Annotated in this window: 15 protein-coding genes; 14 read left to right on the forward strand and 1 reads right to left on the reverse strand. The window is 55.4% G+C overall.

Translation table 11 applies throughout. The features are described from left to right. Positions 1–36: 36 nt before the first annotated feature. The 6 genes from D3A97_RS14310 to D3A97_RS14330 are packed head-to-tail and all read left to right on the forward strand — an operon-like array spanning position 37 to position 8,391. Positions 37–1,230: a FecR family protein gene (locus D3A97_RS14310; protein WP_119079162.1), complete on the forward strand. Its 1,194-nt coding sequence runs from the start codon at positions 37–39 to the stop codon at positions 1,228–1,230. A 49-nt stretch (positions 1,231–1,279) separates the two neighbouring features. Beyond that, positions 1,280–1,591, forward strand: coding sequence for a hypothetical protein (locus D3A97_RS24845; RefSeq protein WP_157986541.1), 312 nt, complete (start codon positions 1,280–1,282; stop codon positions 1,589–1,591). Beyond that, a complete protein-coding gene (locus D3A97_RS14315) occupies positions 1,536–4,820 on the forward strand; it encodes a TonB-dependent receptor (RefSeq protein ID WP_157986542.1) in 3,285 nt (1,094 codons plus the stop codon). Before D3A97_RS24845 ends, D3A97_RS14315 begins: the two co-directional genes overlap by 56 nt. A 10-nt stretch (positions 4,821–4,830) precedes the next feature. Continuing rightward, positions 4,831–6,555 carry a RagB/SusD family nutrient uptake outer membrane protein gene (locus D3A97_RS14320; protein WP_119079164.1) on the forward strand — a complete coding sequence of 575 codons (1,725 nt, stop codon included), beginning with the start codon at positions 4,831–4,833 and terminating at the stop codon, positions 6,553–6,555. 4 nt (positions 6,556–6,559) lie between these two features. After that, entirely contained in the window at positions 6,560–7,249 is a 690-nt protein-coding gene (locus tag D3A97_RS14325) for a carbohydrate-binding family 9-like protein (protein ID WP_119079165.1), read from the forward strand. A 32-nt stretch (positions 7,250–7,281) separates the two neighbouring features. After that, a complete protein-coding gene (locus D3A97_RS14330) occupies positions 7,282–8,391 on the forward strand; it encodes a DUF4838 domain-containing protein (protein WP_119079166.1) in 1,110 nt (369 codons plus the stop codon). 51 nt (positions 8,392–8,442) lie between these two features. Here D3A97_RS14330 and D3A97_RS24850 read toward each other — a convergent pair whose 3' ends face one another. Then, the gene (locus tag D3A97_RS24850; protein ID WP_198673998.1) at positions 8,443–9,330 is read right to left on the reverse strand and encodes a DMT family transporter; all 888 of its coding nucleotides are present in this window, start codon (positions 9,328–9,330) and stop codon (positions 8,443–8,445) included. 76 nt (positions 9,331–9,406) lie between these two features. On the opposite strand from D3A97_RS24850, the gene D3A97_RS14345 reads away from it, so the two are divergent. The 8 genes from D3A97_RS14345 (at position 9,407) to D3A97_RS14380 (ending at position 23,311) form a co-directional block, all read left to right on the forward strand. After that, positions 9,407–10,267, forward strand: a complete 861-nt coding sequence (locus D3A97_RS14345; RefSeq protein WP_232825967.1) for an NAD(P)-dependent oxidoreductase — start codon at positions 9,407–9,409, stop codon at positions 10,265–10,267. 90 nt (positions 10,268–10,357) lie between these two features. Then, positions 10,358–10,954 carry an RNA polymerase sigma factor gene (locus D3A97_RS14350; RefSeq protein WP_119079168.1) on the forward strand — a complete coding sequence of 199 codons (597 nt, stop codon included), beginning with the start codon at positions 10,358–10,360 and terminating at the stop codon, positions 10,952–10,954. Between the two features lie 86 nt (positions 10,955–11,040). Further along, a complete protein-coding gene (locus D3A97_RS14355) occupies positions 11,041–12,195 on the forward strand; it encodes a FecR family protein (RefSeq protein ID WP_198673999.1) in 1,155 nt (384 codons plus the stop codon). A 251-nt stretch (positions 12,196–12,446) separates the two neighbouring features. Continuing rightward, positions 12,447–15,704 carry a TonB-dependent receptor gene (locus D3A97_RS14360; protein ID WP_119079576.1) on the forward strand — a complete coding sequence of 1,086 codons (3,258 nt, stop codon included), beginning with the start codon at positions 12,447–12,449 and terminating at the stop codon, positions 15,702–15,704. Between the two features lie 29 nt (positions 15,705–15,733). Further along, positions 15,734–17,182, forward strand: a complete 1,449-nt coding sequence (locus D3A97_RS14365; protein ID WP_119079170.1) for a RagB/SusD family nutrient uptake outer membrane protein — start codon at positions 15,734–15,736, stop codon at positions 17,180–17,182. A 9-nt stretch (positions 17,183–17,191) separates the two neighbouring features. Continuing rightward, complete coding sequence (locus D3A97_RS14370) at positions 17,192–19,174, forward strand: FAD-dependent oxidoreductase (protein WP_119079171.1); 1,983 nt, start codon at positions 17,192–17,194, stop codon at positions 19,172–19,174. 238 nt (positions 19,175–19,412) lie between these two features. Beyond that, positions 19,413–19,661, forward strand: a complete 249-nt coding sequence (locus D3A97_RS14375) for a cysteine-rich CWC family protein (protein ID WP_119079172.1) — start codon at positions 19,413–19,415, stop codon at positions 19,659–19,661. Positions 19,662–20,197: 536 nt separating this feature from the next. After that, on the forward strand, positions 20,198–23,311 hold the full coding sequence (locus D3A97_RS14380; RefSeq protein ID WP_119079173.1) for a SusC/RagA family TonB-linked outer membrane protein: 3,114 nt from the start codon (positions 20,198–20,200) through the stop codon (positions 23,309–23,311). Positions 23,312–23,323 lie beyond the last annotated feature (12 nt).

Raw genomic sequence — 23,323 nt, forward strand, 5'->3', positions numbered from 1 at the left:
CTTATATGCAGGGGCACCTGTTACGCCCGGGCCATTATGCATGAGAATACCATACAGGAACTATTCCACCGTTATCTGCAAGGCGCCACTACGCCGGAAGAAGAGCAACAGCTGAAAGACCTGCTGCGCGAAAAGCAGGATGATGAAGCGCTGGCCGCCCTTTTAAAAGAGGAGTGGGAACAGCTCAGCGAGGCAGACCCCCGTTTCAGCAGTTATGACGTAGCGGCATCGTGGCGCAAGATCGTTGACCCGGAGGGCCGCCAGCCGGCCCGCATACGCGCTCTGCGCCGCTGGGGCTGGGCCGCGGCGGCGGCGGTACTGCTGGCGCTGGCCGGCAGCGCCTACCTTTTCCGGTCATCGCCTGACCTGCCTCCTCCCGTCATCACAGCCCACAAGAACGATGTGCCGCCCGGCGGCAGCAAAGCTACCCTCGTATTGGGAGACGGCTCCGTTGTGAGCCTGGACAGTGCGGGCAACCGCCTCATCAGCCAGGGCAACACCGCCATCCGCCAAACCGGCGGCCAACTGCGGTACGAAGGGGAGGGCAATGCGGCGGAAGTAACGTATAACACCCTTACCACGCCCAATGGCGGGCAATTTAAAGTGACGCTGCCGGATGGTACGCAGGTATGGCTGAACGCCGCCTCATCTATCCGGTACCCCACTGTATTTGCCGGAGAAAAACGTGTGGTGGAAATAACCGGTGAGGTATATATGGAGGTAGCCCGGCGCCTGCAAAAAGGAGGGCGCAGCGCCGGGCCCTTTGTTGTAAAAGTGCATACCGCCTCGGGCAACAGCAGCGAAATAGAAGTGCTGGGCACTCATTTCAACATCAATGCCTATAACGATGAGCCGGCCGTAAAAACCACCCTGCTGGAGGGTAGCGTGAAGGTCACTTCCGGCAGCGGCCACACGTCTGTGCTGAAACCGGGCCAGCAATCTCAGATCAACAACGGCGGCGCCATCCACATTGTAGAGCAGGTGAACGTGGGCGCCGTAATTGCCTGGAAGCAGGGTTATTTTTCTTTTGCGCAAACAGACCTCCGCACCGTGATGCGGCAAATAGGCCGCTGGTATGATGTGGAAATATTGTATGAAGGCAATGTGCCGCAAAAGAAATTCGGGGGCGCCATACCACGTGATAATAATGCGTCTGAAGTGCTGAAAATACTGGAACTGAGCGGTGTGCATTTCAGGATAGAAGGGAAGAAGATCATTGTAACACCTTAGCAGCAACCTTTTTTTAATAGCTGGATAACTAAAATGAAACCGCTCCGGTGTGAGAGTCGGAGCGGCCCCGCTTGCAGCGGCATTCCGGGTTATTCAACAATCTTGTCTGGTACTGTTTTTTCACCCAAAACGTCATCAAAAGTATGCAAATTTTTTATTGCAGGCCCCGGTATTTTATCCGCAGGGCATCAACCAAAATGCTGTTGTGTATGAAGTTAACAGCCCTTTTTTTATTTGCATTGTGCTTGCAGGTCAACGCGTCGGTAAAGGCGCAAAAGGTCACTATTTCAGAAAAGAACGTGTCCATGCAAAAGGTCTTTTCCCTGATCACGGAGCAAACGGGCTTTTCTTTTTTCTTTGATGAGACCTGGATGCAGCAAGCCGGCAAAGTAACGGTAGATGTAAAGAACGTGCCGCTGGAAAAAGCGCTTGACATTTGCTTCCTCCACCAGCCGTTCACCTATTCCATTATCCGCCGCACCGTGGTGATCAGGCCGCGCAAAACACTGCCGCCGCCGGAAGCGGCGCCCGTACAGCAAAGCCGCGAAGTAACGGGCATTGTGGCGGATGAAAAGAACGTGCCGCTGTCTGGCGTGAGCGTAACGGTCAAAGGCACTACCCTGGGCACGGCCACCAATACGGAAGGCCGCTTTGTGCTGAAGCTGCCCGGGGAAACCGCCACGCTGCTGTTCTCGTCCGTGGGTTTTGAACCGCGCGAAGTGCCGACGGGCAAAAGCAGCAACCTGGGTGTGATCATGCTGCTGCGGGCCAATGTTTCGCTGAACGATGTGGTGGTAACCGGTTACGCCACGCAGAAAAAGGCCAACCTCACCGGCGCTGTGGAAAGCATCAGCAGCAAGGTGATAGAGTCCCGCCCGCAGGGCAACGTGGGGCAGCTGCTGCAAGGTGTTTCTCCCGGCCTCAACATCACTGCCAACAATACGGGCGGGGAGCCGGACGCCAACATGAACTTCAACATCCGCGGTATGGGCTCGCCATTTTTACTGGTAGACGGTATGCCCATGAACATCAACCAGCTCAACCCGGGAGATATTGAGTCTATCTCCGTGCTGAAAGATGCTTCTTCCGCCGCCATCTACGGTGCCTATGCGCCCTATGGCGTGATACTCGTTACTACTAAAAAAGGAGGCTCCGGAGACGGGAAACCCCGTCTTACCTATAACACCAGCCTGCAATGGGCAACGCCTATCCGCCTGCCCAAGCCGGCCAATGGCCTGGAGTTTGCCAATTCCTGGAACGACGCCACCAAAAACTCCGGCATTGCGCCTTTCTTTTCCAATGATGTGATCGAAAAGATCAAACAGTATATGAACGATCCCGCCAGCACGCCCGGTACCGCGCCAGACCCGCTGGACCCGGGCAAATGGGGAAAACATGAATATGCCAACGCCAGCACCAACTGGTATGATGAGCTGGTGAGAAAATGGAGCTTCCGGCAAAGGCATAACCTGACGGTAGATGGCGGAAAAGAAGGGCTTACCTATTATTTGTCTACCGGCCTGTATGACCATGGCGGACAAATGCGCTACGGCAACGAAAGTTACAAGCGTTATAACATAGACGCCAAGCTGAACACCAAGATCACGAAGTGGGCGCAGGTGAATTTCCTCACCAAATACGCCCGCGCGGTATCTGATTACCCGAACGACGGGTACGGCCTGGTGCGGAGCGTGATGTGGCACGATCTTACGCGCCGCTACGCCACAGACCCGGTAAAATACCCCAATGGCGAGTACAGCGAAATGTCCAGGATCAACGTGTATGAGAACGGCGGCCGGGACATTTACGTGAACAACGAATTGTGGCTGCGGCTGGAAGGCGCGCTGGAGCCGGTGAAGAACTGGTTCATCAAGGGAGACTATTCCTGGAAGAACGCCAGCATGACCAACACGGCGCACCATTCCCTGGTATATGCCACCGGCCCCACCGGGGACAAGTACATTGCCTTCGATACCAGAACGCCCAATGACTACGCGCAAACCAGTGACGCGGACAATTACTGGACGTACAACATTTCCACTTCCTACGAAAGAAAGCTGGGCCATCACAGCATGAAAGCCTTGCTGGGCTTTCAGCGGGAATACCAGTATTTCAACAGCCTGTACGGCCTGCGCAACCGCCTGATCACAGACAATGTGCCGTCTATCACCACCGCCACGGGAGATATGAACGTGCGGGATAATATCTATCATTGGGCCACGCAGGGCACCTTCTTCCGCGTGAACTATGATTACAAGGAAAAATACCTGCTGGAGCTGAACGCCCGCCGCAACGGCACATCGCGGTTCGAAGACGGGAAACGTTCCGGCTTTTTCCCGTCCGTTTCCGCCGGGTACCGCATTTCCAGCGAACCTTTCTGGTCGTCACTTTCACCTGTGATAGATTACCTGAAGCTGCGCGGCTCTTACGGTTCCCTGGGTAACCAGAACGTGGCCAATTACCTCTACCTGCCCATTATGCCGGTTACGCAGCAGGCCAATTGGGTGATAGGTGAAACAAGGCCTATCGGCATCGGCGCGCCGGGCTTGGTGAGCGCCGGCCTTACCTGGGAAACGGTACGCACAATGGATGTGGGTTTTGATGCCAACCTGCTGAAAAGCCGGCTGGAAGTGAATTTCGACTACTTCAGGAGAAGGGTGTACAACATGCTGGGCACGTCTTACCCCTTGCCGGGCGTATTGGGGACCACCGTGCCGCTGGAAAACAACGCGGAAAGGCTCAACACCGGCTGGGAAACGTCCGTGGCCTGGAATGACAGGATAGGCGCCGTGAAGTACAACCTGCGCGTAACGCTGTCTGACTACCGGGTGAAGATCACCAGGTGGAACAACCCGAACAAAACACTGTCTGGCAACTACGAAGGGCAGTACGAAGGCGATATCTGGGGCCTCCGGTCCAACGGGCTGTTCCAGTCGCAGGACGAAGTAGAGAAACATGCCAAACAATCCCTTTTCTACGCCAACTGGCACCCGGGCGATGTGAAGTATGAAGACCTGAACGGGGACGGGGTGATCAACTACGGCAACCGCACCCTGAGCGATCATGGAGACATGACCATCATCGGCAACTCAACGCCGCGCTATTCCTACGCCGTATTTATGGGCGCTACCTGGAAAGACCTGGACATTTCGCTGTTCTGGATGGGCGTGGGCAAAAGGGACGTATGGTTCAACGGCAACGTGTTCTGGGGGCAGTTGGGAGATGTATGGCAGAACAGTACTTTTAAAGAGCACCTGGATTACTGGAGCGAGACCAACCGCAACGGTTATTACCCGCGCCCGTACTTCAGCGCGGAAGGCGCCAAGAACAGGGAGGTATCATCGCTCTACCTGCAGAACGCGGCGTATTTGCGCCTGAAGTCAGTGCAGGTGGGCTACAACCTGCCGGAACGCTGGCTGCGGGCGGCGTCTATGCAACGCGCGCGCGTGTATTTCACGGGAGAGAACCTGCTCACCTTCTCGAAGATCAAGGGTATGTTTGACCCGGAAGGCATCTTCGGCACATATGGCCAGGGCAAGATCTACCCGCTTTCCGCCATCCTCTCCTTCGGCCTAACCGTTCAATTCTAAAACTACTATCATGAAGCTGTTTTATCATATTGGTATCATCCTGACCCTGCTGGTTTGTTCCTGTAACGATGGGTTCCTGGACAAACGCCCGCTGAACCAGATCTCCCAGCCGGAGTTCTGGAAAACCACGGGAGACCTGGAGGTATACCTCAACAACCTGTATGGCTCGCTGCCGCAATGGGGCAGTCATGATGCCGGCCCCTATTGGGCAGACAATAATAGTGACAACATGGTACCCGGCCTGTACAACCTGCGGCTGGCGGGCTTATCCATATTGCCCGTAACGGGCGGCGGCTGGAACTGGGGCAACATCCGCGCCGTGAACCTCTTCCTGGAGCAGGCGCCCGCGGTAACAGACGGGGCGGACAAAGACCATTTCCTGGGCGAAGGGTATTTTTTCCGCGCCTGGTTCTACTTTGAGCTGCTGCAGCAATTTGGCGATCTGCCCTGGATAGACAAGCCGCTGGCTACCAACTCCCCGGAGCTGTACAACGAACGGCAGCCGCGGAACGTGATCGCCGATAACATTCTCAAAGACCTCGACCAGGCCATTACCCTGCTGAAAGACAAGGAGACCGCGCCGCTCTTCCGCGTGAACCGCTCCGTGGCGCTGGCCTTCAAATCACGTGTGGCCTTGTATGAAGGCACCTGGGAAAAGTACCACCAGGGCACGCCTTACGGCGCGCAGGGCGCCAACCCCGCCAAATACCTGGAGCAGGCCGCCGCCGCTGCCAAAACCATGATAGATGAAAAGAAGTTTGCCGTATACGACCAGGGGCATCCTGAAAAAGACTACTCCCTGCTCTTCAACCAGTCAGACCTTTCCGGCAACAGCGAAGTGATCTTCTGGAGAAAATACAAGCTGGGTGTGGCATCTCACAACGGGCAGCGTTACCTGTCCATCCTGGCCGGCAACACCGGTATCTCCGCTTCACTGGTGCAAAGCTACCTTTGTACAGACGGGAAACCGGTCAGCCTGAGCCCGTACTACCAGGGAGACAACGGCCTGTCCAACGTGGTGAAAAACCGCGATCCCCGCCTGCGGCAATTGATCTTTGTGCCCGGAGACCCCATCACCATAGACTACAGCGGCGGCGGTGACACGCTGTCAAAATTCCAGCGTGCGGCCGTTAACCTCGGCGGGGATTCAAGAGATGTAACCGGGTACCAGATCAAAAAAGGCGCGTACCCGGACAAGACCCTGCAGCAGGGAGACTTCATGTCTACCACTGCGCCCATTATTTTCCGGCTGGGAGAAGTGCTGCTGAATTATGCGGAAGCAAAAGCGGAGCTGGGCACGCTCACGCAGGCAGATCTGGACGCCAGCATCAACCTGCTGAGAAGCAGGGTGGGCATGCCGCCTTTGGTGATGACCGCCATTGAGGCAGACCCGGCCTGGGATTTTCCCGGCCTCAGCGGCATCATCAACGAAGTGAGGCGGGAAAGAAGGGTGGAGCTGGCGTGCGAAGGCTTCCGGCTGCAAGACCTGTTGCGCTGGCGCGCGCATACATTGCTGGTGAATAAACGCCCTAAAGGCGCTAAATTCATCAGCGCGGATTATCCCGCCGGCACAGACGTGCCGCTGGACGCGGCCGGTTACATAGACCCGTACAAGCTGTCTCTCGTAAACGGCTACCAGTTCAAGCCCGAGCGGGATTACCTGCTGCCGCTGCCGGCCTACGAATTGTCACTAAACGAAAAGCTGGCCCAGAACCCGGGCTGGCCAAGAAAATAAACAGATGGTCAACTGGTTGATTTTACACTGCTGCCTGTGGCTGATGCCGGGCAACACGGACACCCTGCCGCAATACACCGTCAATTCCCTCGAGGGCAGGCGCATAGATTTTAAACGCCCCGGCCACAAGGCATGGGAACACTGCCGCGAGATAAAACCGCTGCACGCCCCCTGGGAGCAGCGGAAAGAAGGGGATACCCGTTTCCGCGCAGGGTATGACAGCCAGTATTTCTATTTCAGGTTCCTCGTAACAGACAACCTGCTGGTAAGCGTGGACAACAATACCGAAATAGCCGTGGCCAAGGGAGACCGGGTGGAAATGTTCTTTTCCGCAGATACCACTCTGCGGGAATACTTCTGCTTTGAGCTGTCTCCCTACGGCAAGGTGCTGGATTACAAAGCGGCTTACTACCGGAAGTTTGACGACACCTGGGACCTGGAAGGGCTGGAAGTGTCCGCGGCGCCGCATGCCAAAGGGTATTACGTTTCCGGCCGCATGCCCCTGCGTTTCTTTAAAACGCTGGCGGGCCGGGAAGGGTCTATGAAAGGCGCCGCGGTATATGCCGGCGTTTTCAGGGCGGAGAAAAGCAGCGAGCAGGAAACGGCCGGTTTTACATGGTTCTCATGGGTAACGCCCCGCGCGGCGTCCCCTGATTTCCACATTCCCTCGGCGTTCGGCATCTTCCGGTTCTGACGCGCATTTTTTTAACAACAAACAACATCAACATGCAGTTACATAAAAACAAGATCAGCAGAAGGGCTTTCCTGAACCGTACCGCGCCCGCCATGGGCGCCTTGCTGCTGCCTTCACTGGTCAGCCGGGCGCTGGCCGCGCCTGCCGCGTACAACGGCCTGAAAACAAGAGGCGTGGTACTGGCGGTAGAAGACCTGGAAACGCTGAACTGGCCTTTGCTGGCCAGAGACGCCGGCCTTACCACCATTGGCACGCACATTACCCCCTCCCAGGTATCCGCCTTCATTCAATCGCCCAAAGGGCAGCAGTTCCTGGCGGATTGCAAACAATACAACATTGCCGTGGAGCATGAGCTGCATTCCATGCATGACCTGCTGCCGCGAGACCTGTTTGCCAAAAACCCGGAAATGTTCCGCATGAACGAGCAGGGCACGCGGGTGCCTGACTACAATTGCTGCGTCAGCTCCACCGCCGCGCTGAACATTATTGCGGAGAACGCCGTGAAATACGCCGCTGTGCTTACGCCCACCACCGGCCGTTATTTTTACTGGATAGATGATGCCGTGCCCATGTGCAAATGCCCGCAGTGCAAGGGCCTCTCCGATACAGACCAGGCGCTGGTCATAGAGAACGCCATCATCAGGGCGTTGCGGAAAAAAGACCCCCGGGCCTCGCTGGCCCACCTGGCTTACGTCAACACCATGCCGCCGCCGAAAAACATCAAACCGGAAGAAGGCATCTTCCTGGAGTTTGCGCCAATTTACCGGCAATGGGACCACCCGTTGTCAGACACCGCCGCGGGCGTAGATGCGCCCAAACAGGGCAACGGCGGCCGCCTTACGCATGGAGAGACCTTGCGGCTGCTGCATGAGAACCTCGCCGTTTTCCCCGCCGCTACCGCGCAGGTGCTGGAATACTGGCTGGATGTATCGCTGCAGAGCAAATGGAAAAAACCGGCGCGGCAGGTAGACTGGCATCCGGCCGTTTGCAGCGCGGACGTGAAGACGTACGCCGATGCCGGCATCCGCCACATCACCACCTTTGCCGTATATATAGACGGGCAGTACAAGGAGACGTACAAAGACCTGGCTTTTGTGAAGGAATACGGGAAGATATTGAAGGCGTACGGTGTGAAGCAATAGCGAAGACTTGCACTGATGAGGCCCCTGTGTGTTTTACCACGCGCAGGGGCTTCATGCTTTCCGCTGGCTGCTCAGCCATATCCCCGCCAGCACCAGCACTCCGCCCGCCAGCTGCAGCGCCGTGAGTTTGTCTTTCAAAAAAATAAAAGCGATCAGCGCCCCAATTACCGGGATCAGGTTCAGAAAATTGCCTACCTGCGCGGCGGGCAGGCTTTCCAGTGCCTTGTTGTACATAAAATAGGCGAGGGCGGAAGCAAAGATGCCCAGGTACGCTATGCCTGCCCAGGCTTTCAGCGGTACAGGCGGCATGCCGTGCTGATACAGCTCGTACAGCGGCACCGGTAAAGACAGTGCCGTGCCAATAAAGGTGCTTACCGTTGTAATGAGAACGGTGTCTGTATCTTTCAGGCTGCGCGCCAGCAAAGTGTACACGCTCCACAGGGAAATGGCGGCTACAATGAGGGAACTGCCCAACAGGGCGTTGGCGGACTTCTGCGCGTTGCCTACAAACCCCACCAGTATAACGCCTGTAACAGACAGCAAAATACCGGCTATGGTAGTTTTGGCAAGGTGCTCTTTCAATATCAGCGCGGCGGGCACGGCAATGGCCACCGGCACCAGCCCCTCTATCAGCGCGCCGGTGGAGGCGGCCACGTATTTCATGCCGGTGTTGAAGCAGAAGTAATAAAAGGTGGTGCCGGCCAGCCCCATCAACACCAGTTGTTTATAAGGCAGGGGCTGCTTCACCTGCCGCCGCCGCACCAGGTAAAACGGCAGTAGTGCCAGGCAGGCCACCACGTTGCGGATACCGGCAGAGAGCACGGGCGACATTTCCGTTACCACTATTTTGGTAACGGTGAAGGAGCTGCCCCAGATGAGCATAACGAAAATGATACTGATAAGGCCCTTGATGCGGCCGGCGGGTGCGTGTTTTTCCATATGGCAATATGTAATATAACAAATCCCCGGAGCATGCAAATAATCCGATTCATTAACTTTAATGAAAAATACAGCCATGATAAAAGCATTTTTGGGTACCGGCCTGCTGGGCGCAAATTTTGTAAAGGCCATGCTAGACAGGGGAGAGCAGGTACAGGTATGGAACCGGAGCGCCGCTAAGGCCGCCGCGCTGGAAGCGCTGGGCGCGCGCGTGTGCGCCACCGCCGCGGATGCCGTGAAGGGCGCGGATTATGTACACCTCACCCTGCGCGATGACGCCAGCGTGAACGAGGTGCTGGCCGCCGCGGCGCCGGGCCTGCAGGTGGGCGCGGTGATCATTGACCACACCACTACCTCCGCCGCCGGAGCGGTAGAACGTACAAAAGAATGGCAAGCGCGCGGTTTCACCTACCTGCACGCGCCCGTATTCATGGGGCCCGCCAATGCAAGGGAAGGCAGCGGTTTTATGCTGGTGTCCGGCAACCAGGAGGTGATAACGGCGGTACAGCCGTTGCTGGACAAAATGACGGGCAGGGTGCTCAACTTTGGCCCGGAAGAAGGCAAGGCCGCCGGCATGAAACTCATCGGCAACTGTTTCCTGGTGGCCTTCACCGCCGGCCTCTCTGATACGCTGGGCCTGGGTAAAGCGCTCCATATTTCCGTGCAGGACATGAACGCCCTGTTTGACGCCTGGAACCCCGCCACCATGATACCCGCGCGCCTGCAGCGCATGACCAGCGGAGATTACAGCAAACCCTCCTGGGAGCTGGCCATGGCCCGGAAAGATACACAGCTGTTCATGAACACGGTACAGGGCAACGGCGCGTTGACCGTTATCCCGGCCATTGCCGCTGAAATGGACCGCTGGATAGAGAAAGGTTTCGGCAACAGTGACTGGACGGTGATAGCGAAAGATGTGGCAGCGGGGCTGAAATAGAATTTACAATTCCAGGGCTTGCCGGAACTGTTTTTTTCTTACTTTTAGTCCGTAGCGTAACCAAAATCTGCAAAATTCCGTTCTACAGGTATGCGAAATGTTCCACATAGCGAAAGCGAATTGCTGCGTATGATTGCTGCCGGAGATGAGCATGCTTACCAGACCGTGTTTGAGCGCTATTGGGACCCCATTTATTCTACCGCCCTGCTGCTGACCAAATCTCCCGCCATGGCGGAAGACGTGGCGCAAGACGTATTCACCATGCTTTGGGAAAAGAGGGCCGCGCTGGTTTCCGTGGAGAAGCTGGAAGGTTTCCTGTTCATCACTGCCCGCAACATGATCTACACCCGTTTCCGCAAGCTGGCCTCCGGCCATGCCTACCGCTGTTATGTGCTGGATTGTTTTGGCGAAGAGGGCGGCCGCCGGGCAGATGAATCAACCGAGGTCAGGGAACTGGAGCAGACCATTCTCCGCGCCATACAAAAGCTGCCGCCCCAGCAGCAGAAGGCCTTCCGGCTTAGCCGTTTCGAGGGCATGCGCCATGAGGAAATTGCTGTTACCATGGGCCTTTCCCGCGTTACTATCAAGAGCTACATTGTACAGGCCATTGCCACTCTCCGCAAAACATTGGCCAACAACCCTTCCGGCGCCCTCCTCATACTCTGGGGCCTGGTTTTCCTGCAATAATTTTTTTTTGGAACAGGCACCTCCTGTTGCCGCGGTTGCACGTCTTTATAATGTCAGGGGCATTCCCGGCCACTATAAAACACGTTATGGACCAGCAAAGATTCTCCGCACTATTGGAAAAATACCTCAGCGAAGACCTGAGCCGGGAAGAGGCTGCCCGCCTGCTTGACTCACTGGAAAATGAGGAGATGCGCCAGCAATGGGAGGAAGCCATTGGCGCCCTCCTGGCCAACCGTTCTGTACACGGCCTTTCTGACCCGGCCCGCATGCAGGCCGTCCGCAAATCCATTACCGCCCGCCCTGCCTTCCGTATCAGGAAAATATTGCCTTATGCCGCCGCCGCGGCCGTGGCCGCGCTGGCCATTGCAGGCCTGGCGTACCTGTTCAGGCCTGTTCGTGTGAACGCGCCGGTGGCCAAACATACCAGCCCGCTGCAGGTAATGCCCGGCGGCAACAAAGCGGTATTGACGCTGGCAGACGGCAGCCACATCACGCTGGACAGCGCGGGCAACGGCGCTATTGCCAGCCAGGGCAACGTACAGGTAGTGAAAACAGGCAGCGGGCAGCTGGCCTATAACGCCGGCAGCGGCAGCGCGGGCAGTGAAGTGAGCTACAACGTGCTGTCTACGCCCAGGGGCGGCCAATACAAGGTGATTTTGCCGGACGGTACGGAGGTATGGCTGAATGCGGCCTCCACCTTGCGTTTCCCCACCGCCTTCACCGGCAAGGCCAGGGAAGTGCAGCTCAATGGGGAAGCCTATTTTGAAGTAGCCCGGAACGAGCAGATGCCTTTCAGCGTAAAGGTGAAAGATATGGAAGTACAGGTGCTCGGCACGCACTTCAACGTAATGGCTTACCACGATGAGCGCAGCATCCAGACCACACTGCTGGAAGGCGCGGTGAACGTGCGGCACGGCGGCGAGCGGGTGCGGCTGGCACCGGGGCAGCAGGCGCGGCTGGGCGCGGAAGGCCGGGTAACGGTGAATAACAACGTGGATGTGGAAGAAGTGGTGGCCTGGAAAAACGGCTACTTCCATTTTAACCGGGAATCTCTGGAAGGTGTCATGCGCCAGGTAAGCCGCTGGTACGATGCGGAGGTGACCTACGAGGGCCAAGGCCCCGTGCGCGAGTTCGGCGGCAAGATCAGCAGGAGCAGCAGCATTACAGAAGTGTTGAAAATACTGGAAATGACGAAGGTGCAGTACAGGATAGAAGGCAAAAAAATTATCATCACACAATAGCACATCCGTTATGAAAAAAAACAGGCGATTATGAAAAAACACCATTGCCCTTAAATGGAACCGGACCCGATGGCACTCGGATCCGGCAAGTTGATAAGGGCAACCCATGATGCATTGGAAACACGGTACTCCACGTTCCCGGCTGGTAGCCGGGCAGGATTTTATTACCCTAACAAACCAAAAGTATGCTTTTTAGTTCTATTTGTACGCGGTATTTTAAACGGCGATTGATTGCCAAAACGCTGCAGGTTATGAAGATTTCCGCAATTATTTTATTGGCTACCTGCCTCCACGTCAGCGCCAAAAGTTACGCTCAGAACGTAACCATTTCTGAAAAGAACATCTCTCTCGAAACATTGTTCCGGTTTATTGAAAAACAAACGGGATACGTTTTTTTCTTTGACCACAAACTGATTGACAAAGCGCCGAAGGTCTCGGTGAACTTTAGAAAGATGCCGCTGGAAAAAGCGCTGAACGAAAGCCTGAAAGACCAGGCGCTCACCTATTCCATGGTGGGTAAGAACATTGTAATAAAACAGAAGGAAGTATACCAGCCCATGTCTTTCCTGAGAGGCCTGGTGCAGGATACCATGCTGAACGTCAACGGCCGGGTAACGGATGTTGCAGGCGCGGCATTGCCCGGCGCTACCGTGGTGATGAAAGGCACCACCACCGGGGCGGCTACTGACGCCAACGGTTATTTTAAGCTGCGCGTGCCGCGGGGCGCTACGCTGGTAGTGACCTATATTGGCTTCAAAAGCGAGGAGGCCGTGGCGCAGAACGAGCAGCCCCTGAACTTTTCGCTGGAAGAGCAGGTGAGCAGCACCGAGGAGATAGTGGTGATCGGCTACGGTTCTATCAAAAAGAGCGACCTCACCGGCTCGCTGAGCCAGGTGAAATCCAAAGATATTACCTCATACCCGTCTACCAATATCATGCAGGCGCTCAACGGCCGTGCGGCCGGTGTACGGGTAGTGCAGAACAACGGCTCGCCCGGTGGCGGCATCAGCGTGCGTATCAGGGGCACCAACTCCATCAAGGGTGGTAACGAGCCGCTGTACGTGATCGATGGGTTCCCTTATAACGGCAATCCTACTTTCCTGCAGAACTCAGACATTGCTTCTATCGAAATATTGAAAGACGCGTCTTCTACCGCCATATACGGCTCCCGCGGCGGTAGTGGCGTGGTAATGATCACCACCAAGAGCGGCCGCAAACAAAGCTATACTACGGTAGATGTGGATGCAGGCTACACCACACAAATGGTGTCTAAAAAAATGCCGCTCATGAACGCACAGCAATATGCGCTCCTCTATAACGAGCAGGCCAAGAATGACGGGCTGGCGCCGTATTTCACCCAGCAGCAGATAGACAGCCTGGGCCAGAACGCGGGTACGGACTGGCAAGACCTGGTGCTGCGCAATGCACCCATTTATAACATCAGCGCTACGGTGAACGGTGGTTCGGAAAAAACAAAGTTCTCGCTCTCGGGTTCGGCCTTCCTGCAAGACGGTATTGTAAAGGCCAGCGATTATAAGCGCTACAATATCCGGGGCAATATTGAGCATGATATCAGCAAAGTATTTACCGTATCTGTCAATACCATCCTCACCCGCCTCAACAGCGCGCGGCAAAATTCCAGCCTGGGCAACCGCGGCAGTGACCTGATCTCCGCCATGCTGATGGCCCCGCCTTCCCTCACGCCTTACCTGCCTGATGGTACGTACAGGAGGCTGAATACCGCCTATCCCTTTATCTCCAACGTAATTATCAATCCGCTGGTGCCTATTAATAACCAGACAGACCTCATCAAGGGAGACCGTGTGCTGACCAATGCTGCCGTTACCATCAAACCGCTGGACGGGCTCAGCATCAAAATATCAGGCGGTATAGACAACCTGAACGACAGGGTAGACAGGTATACGAAAAGGGAACCCACTACTAACTCCGTGGGCAGCGCAGGTATAGAGACCACGCAGCAAACCGGCCTGCTGAGTGAGAATGTGATCACCTATATGAAAGAGATCAACAAACATTCTTTCACGGTGATGGGCGGGTTTACTTACCAGGATAATGTGACCACTACGCTCAACGGATCCGGCACCGGTTTTCTCTCCGATGTTACCGGCACTGGAGACCTGAACAGCGCCAATACGCCTGGCATTCCCGGCAGCGGGTATTCCAAATGGGTATTACTGTCTTACCTGGGCAGGTTGAATTATTCTTTTAACGACAAGTACCTCTTTACCGCTAGCATCCGCAGGGACGGGTCATCCCGCTATTCAAAGAAAAACCAGTGGGAGAATTTCCCTTCCGCAGCCTTTGCCTGGAAAGCGTCTAACGAAGACTTCCTGAAACAGTCCCGCGTGATCTCCGACTTGAAGCTGCGTACCAGCTATGGCCTCTCCGGCAATACATCTATTGCGGCTTACCAGACGCTGAACCAGCTCGGCTCTTTCAATACTATATTTGGAGATCAGTTGCATGTGGCGTTTGCGCCCGGTACTACGCTGCCTGGTGACCTGAAATGGGAAATTACCCGCCAGCTGGACATTGGGGCAGATATCGGTTTCCTGCGGAACGGGCTGCGCCTTACGCTGGACTATTACCGGAAAAAGACCGTTAACCTGCTGAATGACGTGCCGTTGCCAGCCTCCCAGGGTTATAACATTACCGTGCAGAACGTGGGAGAAGTAGAAAATAGAGGCTTTGAAGTGGGGCTGGATGCGGACATACTGAAACGTGAAGTGAACTGGACGGTGAATGCCAACATTGCCTTCAACCGCAACAAGGTGCTGAAGCTGTATAACGGGCAGGATATAGTAGGCAGGGCCTTTTACACCGGCTCGCTGAACGACTATGTGAACCTGCTGCGCGAAGGCCAGCCGATGGGCATCTTTTACGGGTATAAAGAGATAGGCTATACTCCCACGGGTACCCTGCAGTATGAAGATGTGAATAAAGACGGCATGATCAACGCGGCAGATAAAACTTTCATCGGCGATCCCAACCCTGATTTTATCTATGGCCTCAACTCCGTAGCCAGCTGGAAAGGGCTGGAGCTGACGGTGTTCATACAGGGTTCGCAAGGCAATGATATATTCAACCTGAACAACGCCGCCGCCCTTGACCTGGGCATGGGCCTCAACCTGCCGCGCGGGGTGTATGAAAGCCACTGGACGCCGGAGAACCCCAATGCCAAATACCCGAAAATAACGCGTACGCTGAACGGCAACATGTCTACCCGCTTTGTGGAAGACGGTTCCTACCTCCGTTTCAAGAACATACAGCTGGCCTATAACCTGCCGGTACAGCGGTTGAACTGGAAATGGATCAAATCCGCCCAGGTATACGGCAGCGCGCAGAACCTGATCACGTTCACCAAATACTCCTGGTACGATCCGGAGGTGAACGCATATGGCGGTTCCAATTCCATTAACCAGGGTATAGACTACGCCATCTATCCCACCAGTAAATCCGTAACGTTCGGTATCCGGTGCGGCTTCTGATCAAATTTTATTACACTAAGACATTACATATGAAACAGTCTTTTTTGCTCATATTCACCATACTGCTCATGGCATCCTGCTCGGACATGCTGGAGGAAAAGCCAAAGTCCATAGCAGCAGAGGTTTTTTACAATACGCCCACGGAGGTGGAAGCGGGCCTCAATGCTATTTACGGCCCTATCAGGGAGGGCGGCCTGCTGGGCGCGCTGTACGAGTGCCAGCAGGAGATCTATGCCGAATACCTGATAGGCCGCGGCAGCCATGCTCCGCTCAATGACTACAACGGGTTGGACAATACCAACATCACCCGTATAGACGGGATGTGGACGCTGCTGTACCGCTCCGTCCGCAACGCCAACATCGTGATCGAGAAAGCGCCGTTAGGCTCGGCGCTCACGGCTGACCAGCTGGACCGTTACCTGGGTGAGGCCCGGTTCATGCGCGGCCTCTGTTATTTTTTCCTGGTGCGCAACTGGGCCGGCGTGCCCCTGCGTACGGAAAACAATTCGGATTCCGCCAACCTGCGCCGTGCTTCGCAGGAAGAAGTGTATAACCTGCTGGTGGCAGATCTGGAGTGGGCGGAACAACGCCTGCCTGACCTGCCGCGCCTGGTGGGCGCACCGTCCAAGTGGGCCGCCAAAGCCGTGCTGGTAGACGTATACATGAACCTGCACCAGTATGACAAGGCGCGGGATAAAGCGCTGGAAGTGATCAACTCCGGCAAATTCTCCCTCGTGAACGTAACGGTGGCGGAAGATTTTGAAAAGCTGTTCGGGGCGAATATTACTACTTCCACGGAAGAGATATTCTACCTGAAATATGCCCGCACGCCCAGCGGCCAGGGTTTCTCCTATCCGCATTACTGCCACTATCCCAACTCCGGCTATTACCCGCCGGGCGGCTATTACACGTTCTACAGCGATTCCGAGCAGAACAGTTTTGTCAAGAACTGGGACAAGAACGACCTGCGTTATACCTACAACTGGTACCCGCAAACCTTCGGCCTCGGGCCCACCACCATCCTTAACAAAAAGTTTGTGGACAAGGGTGCGGTAACCGCCGGAGGGAACGATTACCCCATGTACCGGTATGCGGACATCCTGCTGTTCTACGCGGAAGCCGTGGCGCAGGCCGAAGGCGCGCCCTCTGTGGATGCCATGGAAAAGCTGAACATGGTACACCGCCGTGCCTATGGCAAGAACCCCCTTGTGGCAGACCTGACCGTAGATTTTCCGCTGGCCGGTTACGCAGGCAAGCAGGCGTTTATTGACCTGGTGGTGAAAGAGCGTGGTTACGAAAACTGCGCGGAAGGCAAACGCTGGCTGGACCTGAAGCGCCTGGGCATTGCGGAAGAGACCATACTGGCCGTAAAAGGCAAAGCCATGACGCAGCGCCACCTGCTTTGGCCCATCCCTACGGTAGAATACAATTACAATACGGCCATAGACCCGGCAAAAGACCAGAACCCCGGTTATTAAAACAACAGCATGATGATGAGACCTATGTTATTGGCATGCCTGCTGCTACTGTCTGCCGCCACTATGGCGCAGGCAGTGCGGCAGGTAGATATCTGCGTGTACGGCGGCTCCTCGGCGGGCGTGATAGCGGCGTACACCGCCAAAAAAATGAACAAGTCCGTACTGGTGATAGAGCCCGGCCGGCGGCTGGGCGGCCTTACCTCCGGCGGCCTCGGTTATACGGACATCGGGAATAAATACGCCATCAGCGGCATTTCCCGTGATTTTTACCGCCGTGTGGGCAAACACTACGGCAAATTTGAACAATGGATATTTGAGCCCGGCGTGGCGGAACGCACCTTTCACCAATACATCCGCGAGGGCAGGGTAGAAGTGTTGTACCAGCACCGTATTACCGCTGCTAAAAAAGAGAACGGCCGCGTTACGGAAATACAGCTGGAACACTCCGCCGGCGGCGCTGCCCAACACACCGCCGTGCGCGCCAAAATATTCATTGACTGTTCCTACGAAGGAGACCTGATGGCCCGCGCCGGCATTTCGTATACGGTAGGCCGTGAGGCCAATGCCCAATACGGAGAAACGTACAATGGCGTGCAGCTGCGGGACAAACACCAGTTCCCCGACGGGATAGACCCGTATAAAACGCCGGGCAAACCGGAAAGCGGGCTGGTATGGGGTATCAGTCCCGCGCCGCTGGAGCCGCAGGGCGCCGGGGATAAAAAGGTGCAGGCTTACAATTTCAGGATATGCCTCAGCAACCAGCCCGATAATATGGTGCCCATCACAAAGCCGGAAGGATATGATCCCGCCCGTTATGAGCTGCTGGCACGCCTGATGGAGAAACTGAAGCCGGACAACTTCAAGGGTATTTTGAAATTTGACAGGATGCCTAACAATAAGACAGACATCAACAACAACGGCCCTATTTCAACAGACATGATCGGGATGAACTATGATTACCCGGAGGCCGATTATGCCACCCGCGAGAAAATTACGCGCGAGCATGAGCTGTACAACAAGGGCCTGCTCTATTTCATTGGCCATGACCCGCGCATGCCGGAACACCTGCGCACGGAAATGCTGAAATGGGGGTACGCAAAAGATGAATACCCGGAATCAGGCCACTGGTCGCCGCAGATGTACGTGCGTGAAGCCCGCAGAATGGTGGGTGCCTACGTAATGACGCAGGCCAACTGCGAACGCAGGGAAGTGGTGGAAGACGGCGTAGGCATGGCCGCGTACAACATGGATTCCCACAACTGCCAGCGCGTGGTGGTAAACGGCATGGTAAAGAACGAGGGCGATGTGCAGATAGGCGGCCTCAGCCCGTACCCCATTGCTTACCGCTCTATTATTCCGAAGGCGGAAGACTGTAAGAACGTGCTGGTGCCCGTTTGTTTATCTGCCACGCACATTGCGTACGGCTCTATCCGTATGGAGCCTGTGTTCATGGTGCTGGGCCAGTCTGCCGCCACGGCCGCCGCCATGGCCATTGACAACAACCAGTCCGTGCAGGAGGTGAACGTGGCCGCGCTGCAGCAGCAGCTGCGCCAGCAACCGCTGGCCACCAATGCCACCGCGGAAATACTGGTAGATAATGACGATGAAGCGCAGGTGGCCGTAAAGGGCAGCTGGAAAAAAGAGGCCCGCGGCGCGTACGGCCCTTCTGTATATGTGTCTGACAACGGCGGCGGCAGCGTGCGGTTCACGCCCACCGTAGTGAAAACCGGCAGCTACCGGGTATACACGTATGTACCCAAACATGCGGGCCTTTCCGCTACAACGCGCGTGCGGCTGTCCGAGAACGGGCAAAGCGTGAAGGCGGCCAGTTACACCGCGGCCTCCGTGCGTGTGGAAGGACAGACTTCCGGAGAATGGGTAGACCTGGGCGTGATGAAACTGACCAAAGGCGGCAAAGCCTTTGTTGAAATAACCAGCGAAGGGGCAGACGGCCTGGTGGTGGCGGATGCCGTGCTGTTTATGCCGCAATAGCAGATTTTTCCTGCCCCCTGCCTGTTCGTTGAAAGCAGAAAATGCGTAACTTCCGGATATGCCGGCCCAAAAAGTAAAATGCTACTGTTTGGGCCGGCATTGTTGTAATGATACTATATTACCAGTTTGGGTGAAGTATACCTCAAGCGAACGTGAAGCGAATGAGAAGCGAAGGAGAAGCCTCGAAGTGAGGTGTTTAAATAGTATCAGATTTGACCCAAAAAACACCTTGTTGCGCATGTGTGAGCATGAACAGAAATATTGTCCCCGCTGCAAAAATGCATTTGAATGCAAGGTAGGCTCCATCCTGCTTTGCCAGTGCAGCACTGTGGCCCTCAGCCAGGAGCAGCGGGATTATGTGGCGGCCCGCTATCCGGACTGCTTGTGCGCCGCCTGCCTCACCGAAATGAAGGCGGAGCATCACCGGTCATTGTTCAGGGAAAAGCTGAACAGTATTTCCTCCCTCCATTTCCCGAAGCCGGAATGATCTTTTTATAGGCAGCACTTTTTGACCGGTGTGGGCCGTTCTTCCCCAAGCCGTTGGCCAATTTCTTCGCAAACTGCGCTTTTACAGCCCTCGCTCTCCCCACTATGCCTATATTATAATGTCTACATTTTAGGTATTATTATGTATACATTTAAACCGCCTTTCCTGCTTTTTATTCTTCATCTCTACACAATTGACTGGCAATCAATTAACCCTTCATTGCCGATTTTTTTAAAGAAAAGCCATGAAAAAGTATAATGTTTACATAAAAAGCCTATATTTGTTTACATAAAACATTAGACCAGAATCAGCATACGCTCCTGAACGTCGTACTACTGAATACGTAATAGCATTCATTCTTTTTTGTTACGGCCGCTTTTTGAAACACCGGTTTCGGAAGGCGGCGTGAGGGCTTCATGTGTATAGCGGAAGGGTCATGTTATGAAAAGCGCCCGGTACGCCGGGCGGTAATCAGCCAATAAATTGAGTCACCAGTTTTAAATCATCTCATTTCTTCATCTTCTATCTTAAAATGTATGAATTACATTGAAAAGGGGGCGAACGTTTTGTTCCGTGCAAATACCTACCGGCTCCGCCTGCCGGTGCTCTCCGGCATGGTGGCCCTTTGCACGGCAATGATCTCACCCGGCGCCCGGGGCGCAACTGCCGCTATACCTGCCAGCCATCAAACAACGGCGCCCCTGCTGAGTGTAGGCGGTACCGTAACAGATTCTACCGGCGCGCCCATGCCGGGCGTGGTGGTAAGGGTGGCCGGCACTTCGCAGGCCATGGTCACAGACGACAAAGGCCGTTTCCAGTTCAGCAATGTGCAGGAAGGCGCGGTACTGGTGTTCAGGATGATCGGGTATGTAACGCAGGAAGTAAAGGTGACAGGCAGCCAGGTCAACATTACGCTGCAGCGCGATGTACATACCCTTGGCGAAGTAGTGGTATCTGACGGTTACCGCACCACCACGGTGGCGGCCAATACCAGCTCCATCAGCTCCGTGGGGGCGGAGGTAATGGAGAACAAACCGTTCACCACCTTTGCGCAAACGCTGCAGGGCCATATAGCAGGCCTTACCGCGCCCCTCACCAGCGGGCAGCCGGGCGCCGCGGTAGACATCCGCATCCGTGGCCTGGGCTCGCTTTCCCTTTCTTCCAACCCGCTTATTGTGATAGACGGCATGATCGTGAACGCGGACAAGCTGGGTTATAACATGACCACCGCCAACGCGCTGGCCGGCCTCAACCAGAACGATATTGAAAGCATAGACGTGCTCAAGGACGCGGCCGCCACCGCCCTGTATGGCTCCCGCGGCAGCACGGGCGTGATCATCATCACCACCAAACGCGGCAAGGCCGGCAAAACGCAGATCAGGGTAGACGCGGAAGCGGGCGTCAGCGGCCAGATGGACCCGCCAGACGCCGGTATGCCGCTCAACGCCGCGCAATACGCGGAAATGTTCCGGGAAGCACTGGTGAACGGCGGCTACACGCCTGCGCAGGTGAACACGCTGGCGGAAAGCTACGGCCTCAACAGCGGCAAAAGCAACGACTGGTACAGCCTGGTAACCCGCACCGGCAAGCAGCAGCAATACAACGTCAGCCTCAACGGCGGCACGGAAAAAACAAAGTTCTTCGGCTCCGCCGGCTACTTTGACCAGGATGCCACCACCATCGGTTCCGACTTCAAAAGAATATCCGGCCTGCTGAACGTAGATCATCATATCAACCAGCGCATGCAGCTCTCGGTAGGTGTGAACGCTTCCAACGTGGGCCAGAATACGCCGTACAGCGCACAGTTCTCCGGTAACCCCACCTGGGCGGCCCGCGTACTGCGGCCTTTCCAGCTGGCCTATAACGAAGACGGTGCTATCAACACCAGCAAAACAGGAGATACCAACTTCCCCGGTATTTACAATCCCTTGTGGATAGCCAAATATGACAACAAGTACATGTCGCAAACCCGGATGCTCGGCAACGTGAAGCTGAAGTGGAACATCTGGGACAAGCTGACCTACACCGCTTATTTCAGCGCGGACTACAACACGATAGAAGAAACCACCTTCCTGAACGCCACCATGGGAGACGGCGTGTCCCTCAAAGGCCGCAGCCGCAATTATTACACCCGTTACTTTAACTGGCTCACCCGCAACCAGCTGGATTACCGGTACGATTTTAAAGGTGTGGACAATTTCTACGCTACCGCGGCGGTAGGGTATGAAGCGCAAAAATCAAAGGAATACCTGCTGGCGGCAGACGGCGGCGGTTTTCCCTCCGCGCATACCAGCCTCACCGCGTTGAGCAATGCGGCCACGCCGCTGGGCGCCTATGGCCAGTACAGCAACTATGCGTTCGTTTCACTGTACGCTACGGCGGGAGTGAACTATCGCAATAAATACGCCATTAACGGCTCTTTCAGGCGGGACGGTTCCTCCAGGTTCGCGTCCAATAACCGGTACGCCAGCTTCTACGCCATTGGCGGCACCTGGAACGTACACCAGGAAGATTTCTTCCGCCACCAGCATGTGCTGTCTTCACTGAAGCTCCGCTCTTCCTACGGCACTACCGGCAACGCCAGCCTGGGCAACTATGCATGGGTGCCGCAGGCGGGCTACAGCACTGCATACAGCTACGCCGGGTACAACGGCCAGCAATACTATTCCATCGGTAACATAGACCTGCGCTGGGAAACGGCCCGCAAGTTTGATGCCGGGGCAGACATCGGTTTTGCCGGTGACCGTTTTATGCTCACCGTGGATTATTACCACAACAACATAGACGGCCTCATCCGCTCCGTACCTACTTCACTCACCACCGGCTTTACGGCGGTAAGCCAGAACGTGGGCGCCATGGTGAACAAAGGATGGGAGTTTACGCTGAAAGGGGATGTGCTGAGAATAAAAGACTTCACCTGGAACAGCAACTTCAACCTCGCCATGAACAGGAACCGGATGACCAGCCTGCCGGAAGGCACCGGCGTGCAGAACGGTAATTTCTACCTGAAAGAAGGGCACAGCTTCTATACGTTCTACATGAAGGAATTTGCCGGCGTAGACCCGCAGAACGGCGCCCCGCTATATTATACGGACGGTACGCATGCCGCCGCTACAGACAAGATAGCGGATGCCAAATACGTGGTGCTGGACAGGGAATCTGTTCCCCGTTACACCGGCGGCTTCAACAACGTGTTCAGCTACAAGGGCCTGAGCCTGGGCGTGGACTTTGCGTATAACCTGGACTACTGGGTGCTGGCCAATGCAGACCTGTACCTCACCTCCGGTACCTATTATACGCACAACAAATACCGCTACATCTACGAAAACCGCTGGACCACGCCCGGCCAGGTAACAGACGTGCCGAAGTTTTCCACCCAAACAGACAATTCGGTGAGCACTTACCGCCTCTATAAAGGAGACCATATCAGGATGAAGAACGTAACGCTGGGGTATAATTTCAGGAACATCGGCCTGTTGAAAAAATGGGGCGTAAGCCGGCTGAACGTATATGGAAGGGCCACCAACCTGCTCACGTTCACGTTTGACAAACGCCTGCCCTTTGATCCGGAAGTAACCTATTCCGGGGCAGATAACCAGGACATGTTACAGTACAAAACCTTCACCGTTGGTATCAACGTAGCACTCTAAAAAGAACGAGCA

The organism is Chitinophaga alhagiae (genome assembly GCF_003568665.1).
GTDB classification, from domain to species: domain Bacteria; phylum Bacteroidota; class Bacteroidia; order Chitinophagales; family Chitinophagaceae; genus Chitinophaga; species Chitinophaga alhagiae.

What these genes read in the sequence shown, in the direction of transcription:
- D3A97_RS14375 (WP_119079172.1), top strand. Translation starts at nt 19,413, where the DNA reads ATGTGTGAGCATGAACAGAAATATTGTCCCCGCTGCAAAAATGCATTT.
- D3A97_RS14330 (WP_119079166.1), top strand. Translation starts at nt 7,282, where the DNA reads ATGCAGTTACATAAAAACAAGATCAGCAGAAGGGCTTTCCTGAACCGT.
- D3A97_RS14360 (WP_119079576.1), top strand. Translation starts at nt 12,447, where the DNA reads ATGAAGATTTCCGCAATTATTTTATTGGCTACCTGCCTCCACGTCAGC.
- D3A97_RS14345 (WP_232825967.1), top strand. Translation starts at nt 9,407, where the DNA reads ATGATAAAAGCATTTTTGGGTACCGGCCTGCTGGGCGCAAATTTTGTA.
- D3A97_RS14355 (WP_198673999.1), top strand. Translation starts at nt 11,041, where the DNA reads ATGGACCAGCAAAGATTCTCCGCACTATTGGAAAAATACCTCAGCGAA.
- D3A97_RS14320 (WP_119079164.1), top strand. Translation starts at nt 4,831, where the DNA reads ATGAAGCTGTTTTATCATATTGGTATCATCCTGACCCTGCTGGTTTGT.
- D3A97_RS14325 (WP_119079165.1), top strand. Translation starts at nt 6,560, where the DNA reads ATGGTCAACTGGTTGATTTTACACTGCTGCCTGTGGCTGATGCCGGGC.
- D3A97_RS14365 (WP_119079170.1), top strand. Translation starts at nt 15,734, where the DNA reads ATGAAACAGTCTTTTTTGCTCATATTCACCATACTGCTCATGGCATCC.
- D3A97_RS24850 (WP_198673998.1), bottom strand. Translation starts at nt 9,330, where the DNA reads ATGGAAAAACACGCACCCGCCGGCCGCATCAAGGGCCTTATCAGTATC.
- D3A97_RS14380 (WP_119079173.1), top strand. Translation starts at nt 20,198, where the DNA reads ATGAATTACATTGAAAAGGGGGCGAACGTTTTGTTCCGTGCAAATACC.
- D3A97_RS14315 (WP_157986542.1), top strand. Translation starts at nt 1,536, where the DNA reads ATGCAAAAGGTCTTTTCCCTGATCACGGAGCAAACGGGCTTTTCTTTT.
- D3A97_RS14350 (WP_119079168.1), top strand. Translation starts at nt 10,358, where the DNA reads ATGCGAAATGTTCCACATAGCGAAAGCGAATTGCTGCGTATGATTGCT.
- D3A97_RS14370 (WP_119079171.1), top strand. Translation starts at nt 17,192, where the DNA reads ATGATGATGAGACCTATGTTATTGGCATGCCTGCTGCTACTGTCTGCC.
- D3A97_RS14310 (WP_119079162.1), top strand. Translation starts at nt 37, where the DNA reads ATGCATGAGAATACCATACAGGAACTATTCCACCGTTATCTGCAAGGC.